General features: G+C 76.3%; 7 protein-coding genes. 3 read left to right on the top strand and 4 right to left on the bottom strand.

All coding sequences use genetic code 11. The features are described 5' to 3' along the window. Positions 1-300 precede the first annotated feature (300 nt). The gene (locus ABD317_RS32425; RefSeq protein WP_344294706.1) at positions 301-1,080 is read right to left on the bottom strand and encodes a class I SAM-dependent methyltransferase; all 780 of its coding nucleotides are present in this window, start codon (positions 1,078-1,080) and stop codon (positions 301-303) included. Positions 1,081-1,181: 101 nt separating this feature from the next. Here ABD317_RS32425 and ABD317_RS32420 point away from each other — a divergent pair, with 101 nt between their 5' ends. Next, positions 1,182-1,787: a 2'-5' RNA ligase family protein gene (locus ABD317_RS32420; RefSeq protein WP_344294704.1), complete on the top strand. Its 606-nt coding sequence runs from the start codon at positions 1,182-1,184 to the stop codon at positions 1,785-1,787. Between the two features lie 90 nt (positions 1,788-1,877). On the opposite strand, the gene ABD317_RS32415 is transcribed toward ABD317_RS32420, so the two are convergent. Then, positions 1,878-2,258 (bottom strand): winged helix-turn-helix transcriptional regulator, encoded by a 381-nt coding sequence (locus ABD317_RS32415; protein ID WP_344294702.1) that lies wholly within the window; start codon positions 2,256-2,258, stop codon positions 1,878-1,880. Positions 2,259-2,357: 99 nt separating this feature from the next. Here ABD317_RS32415 and ABD317_RS32410 point away from each other — a divergent pair, with 99 nt between their 5' ends. Continuing rightward, entirely contained in the window at positions 2,358-3,008 is a 651-nt protein-coding gene (locus tag ABD317_RS32410; RefSeq protein ID WP_344294700.1) for an NAD(P)-dependent oxidoreductase, read from the top strand. A gap of 341 nt (positions 3,009-3,349) precedes the next feature. Here ABD317_RS32410 and ABD317_RS32405 read toward each other — a convergent pair whose 3' ends face one another. After that, on the bottom strand, positions 3,350-3,970 hold the full coding sequence (locus tag ABD317_RS32405; RefSeq protein ID WP_344294698.1) for a mycothiol-dependent nitroreductase Rv2466c family protein: 621 nt from the start codon (positions 3,968-3,970) through the stop codon (positions 3,350-3,352). A gap of 162 nt (positions 3,971-4,132) precedes the next feature. Here ABD317_RS32405 and ABD317_RS32400 point away from each other — a divergent pair, with 162 nt between their 5' ends. After that, positions 4,133-4,882 carry a metallophosphoesterase family protein gene (locus ABD317_RS32400; RefSeq protein WP_344294696.1) on the top strand — a complete coding sequence of 250 codons (750 nt, stop codon included), beginning with the start codon at positions 4,133-4,135 and terminating at the stop codon, positions 4,880-4,882. A gap of 37 nt (positions 4,883-4,919) precedes the next feature. On the opposite strand, the gene ABD317_RS32395 is transcribed toward ABD317_RS32400, so the two are convergent. Next, on the bottom strand, positions 4,920-5,948 hold the full coding sequence (locus ABD317_RS32395) for a slipin family protein (RefSeq protein WP_344294694.1): 1,029 nt from the start codon (positions 5,946-5,948) through the stop codon (positions 4,920-4,922). Between the last annotated feature and the right edge of the window lie 199 nt (positions 5,949-6,147).

Below are 6,147 nucleotides of genomic sequence, written 5' to 3'. Positions count from 1 at the left end.
CCGGCGCCCGGCAGCGGCCGGCCCCGCGCCGCGGCCACCCCCGCCCGCGTCTCCCGGACCCGCCCCGCGGCGCACCGCCGGCGCCGGCCCTCCGCCGCTCAAGCCGGGGTCGCGAAGGCGGGGCGGTGTCATGGCGGGTCCTCTCACCGGGTGTGTTCCGTGATCCGGTGAGAAAGCTACGAACCGCCGCCCCTCGTCGGCGTCCCGCCGGAGAGCTCACCTGCCGCGTAGCTCCCAGGTATGACGGGTACGGGCCGCCGCCCCGGCCCGCGGCCCCCGTCTCCCCCACCGGCTACGCCCTTACTGGCGGGGGGACCCCCATCGCCGCACCGCCCGGTCCACGAGCGTGACCAGCGGCACCTCGAACTCCGTGCGCTGCGTCTCCGGCCGGGCCGCCAGGTACCCGCGGACCCGCGCGAGCAGTTGCGCCCGCTCGTCCTCCGGCAGCAGGAGCAGGCGCGAGTGCGTGGCCACCATCGCCGTCAGCGAGTCGCGCGTGTACCGCAACCGGTTCGGGAACCGCTGCCGCCGCACCGGCTCGTACTCCTCGTGCGGGGGCAGCCCGACCTCGTCCGACAGGTCCGCGAAGCAGGCTTCGCCGCGGGTGACCTCGTCCAGCCCGGTGATCCAGTCCACCTCGTGGTCGCCCTGGTTCCACAGCCCGGCCGCCACCCCGCCCGGCCGCAGCACCCGGGCGATCTCCGGCAGCGCCCGCTCCGGGGCGAACCAGTGGAACGCCTGCCCCACGAGCACCGCGTCCACGGACCCGTCGGGCAGCGGGATCCGTTCCGCCGTCCCCTCGTGCGCCGGCACGTCCGGCAGCGTCCGCCGCAGCTCGGCCAGCATCGCCCGGTCCGGTTCGACGGCCGTGGTCCGCAGGCCCTCGGCGACCAGCGCGGCGGTCAGCTTGCCGGTGCCGGCGGCGAGGTCCAGGACGTGCGGGCGGTCGCGGTCCGCGACCGGCTCCAGGGCCCATCGGACCGCGGCCGCGGGGTAGTCGGGGCGGAACTCGGCGTAGGCCGCGGCCTGGCTGCCGAAGGAGGAGGCGCGCCGCCGGTGCAGATCGGGGTCCGTAGTCATGATCGCTACGGTACGCCGTGCGCGAAGACGCGGAACAGCCGTTTCCCGCGCCGCCCGGGCGCCGTGCCCGCGACCCGCGGCCGCACCGTACGATCCTCCGCATGCCCCGCCCGCACTCCGGCCCCGAGCCCGTCATACCCGAACCGGCGGCGGAGGGCTGGCCCACCGCGCCCGGCACGACCGCGCTGAGCGTGTCGCTGCCGGAGGTGGACCCCGTCGTACGGCACTGGCGTACCCGCTACGACACGGCCGCGGCGCACGGCGGCGCCGCGCACGTCACCGTGCTGTACCCCTTTCTGCACCGGGACCGCGTCGACGGCCGCGTACGCGCCGCGCTGCGGCGGCTGTTCGCCGCGCACGAGGCGTTCCCGGCGGCGTTCGCGCGCTGCGGCCGCTTCCCCGGGGTGCTGTACCTCGTCCCCGAGCCGGACGACCCGCTGCGCGCGCTGACGAAGGCGGTCGTCGAGCAGTGGCCCGACCACCCGCCGTACGGCGGCATCTTCGGCGACCTCGACCCGCACCTGACGGTCGCGAACAGCGGCGGCGAGGCGGTGCACGCGGCGATCGAGGCGGATCTCGCGCCCCGGCTGCCGGTCGCGGCGCGGGTGGGGGCGGTGGACCTGGTGGCGCACGACGGCAGGCGGTGGCGGGAGTGGCTGCGCTTCCCGCTGGGCGCGACCGGCGCGCCGGAGGCGTACGGGAGCTGACGTCCGGCCGGCTCAGCCGCCCGCGGCCGCCGCGGCCCTCGCAGCCCCCGTGCCCGCCGCGGTCCCCGCCCTCCCCCACCGGCTACGCCCTTACTGGCGGGGGGTACCCCCATTGCCGTACGCCTCCCGGGCGTCGAGCAGTTCCTCCCAGTGCTCCGCCGCCCACGCGCACGCCGCGTCCAGCGGCTCCAGCATGCTCCGCCCCAGCGGCGTCAGCCCGTACTCCACCCGCCGCGGCAGCCCCTCGTACACCGTGCGCGAAACCAGCCCGTCGCGCTCCAGGGCCCGCAGCGAGCGGGTCATCACCTTGGGCGTCACCCGCCGCAGCGGGACGCGGAGTTCGGAGTAGCGGCGCGGTCCTTCCTCCAGGCACCTGAGGATCAGCGCGGCCCACTTGTCGCCGAAGCGGAACGGCAGCATCGACGACGGGCACAGCTCGTCGAACATGTCGGGGCGCAGCGGCTCGCTCATCCCGCCAGCGTAGGCGGCGATCCCGGTATCCCGGCGGAAACCGCGGGGCCGGTTAGCGTGCGCGGACGACGCCGAGAGACGAGACCGGAGGTACGCGGGATGGGCAGGATCGTGGTGTACGGGGCAGGCGGCCGGGCCGGCCGCTGGGCCGTGGCGGAGGCGCGGCGGCGCGGGCACGAGGTGGTGGCCGTGGTGCGCGACCCGGAGGCGCACGCGGGGGTCGCGGGCGCGGGCGTCCGGCTGGTGGCGGGGGACGCGACGGACCCGGAGGCGGTGGCGGCCACGGCCGCCGGCTGCACCGCGGCGATCTCCGCGGCGGCGGTGTACGGGGAGGGCACGGACCCGGACGCCTTCTTCCGCGGCTCGGCGAAGGCGCTGGTGGCCGGTCTCACGCGGGCGGAGGTGCCGCGGCTGGTGCTGGTCGGGCTGGCCTCGCTGCTGCCGGACGCGACCGGCCGCCGGCTCCTCGACCACCCGGCGTTCCCGGCCGGGTTCCGCCCCTTCTGCGCGGCGCACGCGGCCGGTCTGGACGTCCTCCGCGCGGCGCCGCCGGAGCTGGACTGGCTCTACGCCAGCCCGGCCGGCGACTTCGACCACGACGCCGGCCGCACGGACCGCGGCTACCGCGTGCACCCCCACGGCGACCCCGGGGAGCGCATCTCGTACCCGGACTTCGCGGTCGCCCTGCTGGACGAGGCGGAGTCGCCCCGCCACAGCCGCACGCACCTGGCCGTGACCCAGGGCCCCTGACCGCCGGCCCTGACCCCTGCCCTCGGCCGGCCGGACGGCGGGCCGGGGTCGCGGGCGGCGGCGCTGCGTCGCTCCCGCCAGCGCACCCGGTCGCGGAACACGTGCCGGTACGTCCGCGGGGCGCCGGGCGCGGCCGGGCGCGGCGGACTCCGACGCGCCGCTCGGCGACCTCATGGCCCGCGGCCTCGGCGGCCCCGCCCGCCGGCTGGCGGCCTGCGCCGCGCTGCTCCTCACCCTCGGCGTCATGAACGTGTACTACGCCGGGCGGCGGGCGGCGGGTAAGGACCGGGCCGGTAAGGACCGGGCATCCGGGGGCCCGGTCCTTACCCGGCACGGCTCGTTCAGTCGAAGTTCAGCTCGCCCGTGCGCGTGCGCTTCAGCTCGAAGAAGTTCGGGTACGAGGCCATCGCCAGCGCCCCGTCGAAGATCCGCAGCGCCTCGTCGCCCCGCGGGATGGCGGTCATCACCGGCCCGAAGAACGCCACGCCGTCGATGTGGATGGTCGGGGTGCCGACCTCCTCGCCGACCGGGTCCATGCCCTCGTGGTGGCTCTTGCGCAGCGCCGCGTCGTACTCGTCGGTCTCCGCCGCCGCGGCCAGCTCGGCCGGCAGGCCCGCTTCGGCCAGGGCCGCCTTGACGACCGTCTCGTTGTCTTTCTCGCCCCCGTTGTGGATGCGGGTGCCGAGAGCGGTGTACAGATCGCGCAGGACGCCCTCGCCGTGCTGCTGCGCGGCGGCGATGCAGACGCGCACCGGACCCCAGGCGCGGTCCAGCATCGTGCGGTAGTCCTCGGGCAGATCGCGGCCCTCGTTGAGCACGGCAAGGCTCATCACCCGGAAGCGCAGGTCGATGTCTCGCTGGCGTTCCACTTCGAGAATCCAGCGCGAGGTGATCCACGCGAACGGACAGGCGGGGTCGAAGTAGAAGTCGACCTTGGGCGTTGCACCGGCGGCAGCCGTCATCGGCCATCTCCCTGCTGTGATACGGATACATGCAAAGCTGACGCGAGCGTCAACGCCGACCGTACCGGCCGCATTCCGGGGAGCCGGCCCTGTTCCCGGGTGCCCGCCCTGCTTTCGGCGAAGTCCCGTGCGCCCGGCGCAGCCGCCCGGCACCCTGGTCGCATGCCCGAGACCGTTGCCGTACTCTCCGACGTCCACGGCGTGCTGCCGGCCCTCGAAGCCGTGCTCGCCGAGCCCGACGTGCGCGCCGCCGACGCCGTCGTGCTGACCGGCGACCTCGCCGCCGGCCCGCTCCCCGACCGCACCCTCGACGCCCTGACCGCGCTCGGCGGGCGCGCCGTGTGGGTGGGCGGCAACGCCGACCGCGAGCTGGTGGAGTACCGCCGCGGCGACCGCGCCGGCATCCCCGACCCGATCGCGCCCTGGGCGGCGGAGCAGCTGCGCGCGGAGCAGGTCGAGCTGCTGGCGTCGCTGCCGGCGGGCGCGGCGCTGCCGGTCGCGGGGCTGGGGCAGGTGCACTTCTGCCACGCCACCCCGCGCGCCGACGACGAGACGGTGCTCGTCGACGCGGTGGCCGGGCGCTGGGCCGAGGTGCTGGACGGCCTCGGCCCGGAGGTGGAGACCGTGGTGCTCGGGCACACCCACTTGCCGTTCGTCCGGCTGACGCACGGCCGGCTGGTGGTCAACCCGGGCAGCGTGGGCATGCCGTACGGGCGCCCCGGCGCGCACTGGGCGCTGCTCGGCCCCGGCGGTGTGGCGCTGCGGCGCACCCCGTACGACTACGGGGCGGCGTGCGCCCGCATCGCGGCGGAGTCCGGCTACCCGGACGCGGCGGCGTGGGCGGACGAGTTCGTGTGGGCGCGCAACTCCGCGGAGGACGCGCTCGCGGCCTTCGGCGGCCGGCCCGCGTAGCGCCGGCACCGTCCGGTACGCACCGGGCCGGCCCGCGTCAGCCCTCCGGGTCCGGCCGGCCCCGCGGGGGCTCCAGCTCGTCGGCCGGCCCGGCGTCCCCCGGGTCCACCGCCGTCAGCCGCTCCGCCGGGTCCACGGCGTCGTCGTCCCCCAGGTCCAGCGGCTCCACCGCGCCCAGCGGGTCGATGGGGTCCACCGGAGCCGGCACGCCGTCGTCCTCGCCGCCGTCCGCCGCCGGCGCCCCGCCGGCCGCCGCGGCCGCGGCTTCCGTGCCGCCCGCCGACGCCCCGACCTGCCCGGTCGACCCCGGCTGCACCCGCTCCAGGAACCGCAGCAGCTCCACCGGGAACGGCAGCACCAGCGTCGAGTTCTTCTCCGCCGCCACCGACACCACCGTCTGCAGCAGCCGCAGCTGCAGGGCCGCCGGGTGGTCGGACATCTGCTGCGCCGCCTGCGCCAGCTTCCGGGACGCCTGCAGCTCCGCGTCGGCGTTGATGACCCGCGCCCGCCGGTCGCGCGCCGCCTCCGCCTGCCGGGCCATGGAGCGCTTCATCGTCTCGGGCAGCGACACGTCCTTGATCTCGACCCGGTCGATGGTGACGCCCCACTCCACCGCCGGGCTGTCGATCATCAGCTCCAGCCCCTGGTTGAGCTTCTCCCGGTTGGAGAGCAGGTCGTCCAGCTCGCTCTTGCCGATGATCGATCGCAGGGAGGTCTGCGCCATCTGGGAGACCGCGAAGCGGTAGTCCTCGACCCGCACGACGGCGTCGGCCGGGGCGACGACCTTGAAGTAGACGACCGCGTCGACGCGGACCGTCACGTTGTCGCGGGTGATGCCCTCCTGGGCCGGGACGGGCAGGGTCACGATCTGCATGTTGACCTTGCGCATCCGGTCGACGAACGGAACGATCATCGTGAAGCCGGGGCCGCGGATCCCGGACCTGAGCCGGCCGAGCCGGAACACCAGCCCCCGTTCGTACTGCTTGACCACCCGGGCCCCGGCCATCACGTAGAGGACCCCGAGGCAGCCGATGACCACCGCCGCTGCGATCAGTGCCTCGATCATCACGGCTCCCTGCGTCGCGTGCGAGTCAGCCGTTCTCCCTCCACGGTAGCTCTGTCGCCGGGCCCGGGACAGTGCCGGGAGGCCGCCTCGTACCGGGCCGGGCCCCGGCCGGTGCCGGGAGCGCGCCGCCCCCGCCCGGTGGGGGTCCGGGCGGGGGCGGGGGGCGGGGCGGGCAGGCCCCGGGCACGGGGGGCAGGAG

The organism is Streptomyces synnematoformans (genome assembly GCF_039531005.1).
GTDB lineage: Bacteria > Actinomycetota > Actinomycetes > Streptomycetales > Streptomycetaceae > Streptomyces > Streptomyces synnematoformans.
This window is presented reverse-complemented; position numbering and strand designations above follow the sequence as displayed.

Bases quoted from the DNA above. Each gene is read 5' to 3' on its own strand.
- ABD317_RS32425 (WP_344294706.1), bottom strand. From the start codon at position 1,080: ATGACTACGGACCCCGATCTGCACCGGCGGCGCGCCTCCTCCTTCGGC.
- ABD317_RS32420 (WP_344294704.1), top strand. From the start codon at position 1,182: ATGCCCCGCCCGCACTCCGGCCCCGAGCCCGTCATACCCGAACCGGCG.
- ABD317_RS32415 (WP_344294702.1), bottom strand. From the start codon at position 2,258: ATGAGCGAGCCGCTGCGCCCCGACATGTTCGACGAGCTGTGCCCGTCG.
- ABD317_RS32410 (WP_344294700.1), top strand. From the start codon at position 2,358: ATGGGCAGGATCGTGGTGTACGGGGCAGGCGGCCGGGCCGGCCGCTGG.
- ABD317_RS32405 (WP_344294698.1), bottom strand. From the start codon at position 3,970: ATGACGGCTGCCGCCGGTGCAACGCCCAAGGTCGACTTCTACTTCGAC.
- ABD317_RS32400 (WP_344294696.1), top strand. From the start codon at position 4,133: ATGCCCGAGACCGTTGCCGTACTCTCCGACGTCCACGGCGTGCTGCCG.
- ABD317_RS32395 (WP_344294694.1), bottom strand. From the start codon at position 5,948: ATGATCGAGGCACTGATCGCAGCGGCGGTGGTCATCGGCTGCCTCGGG.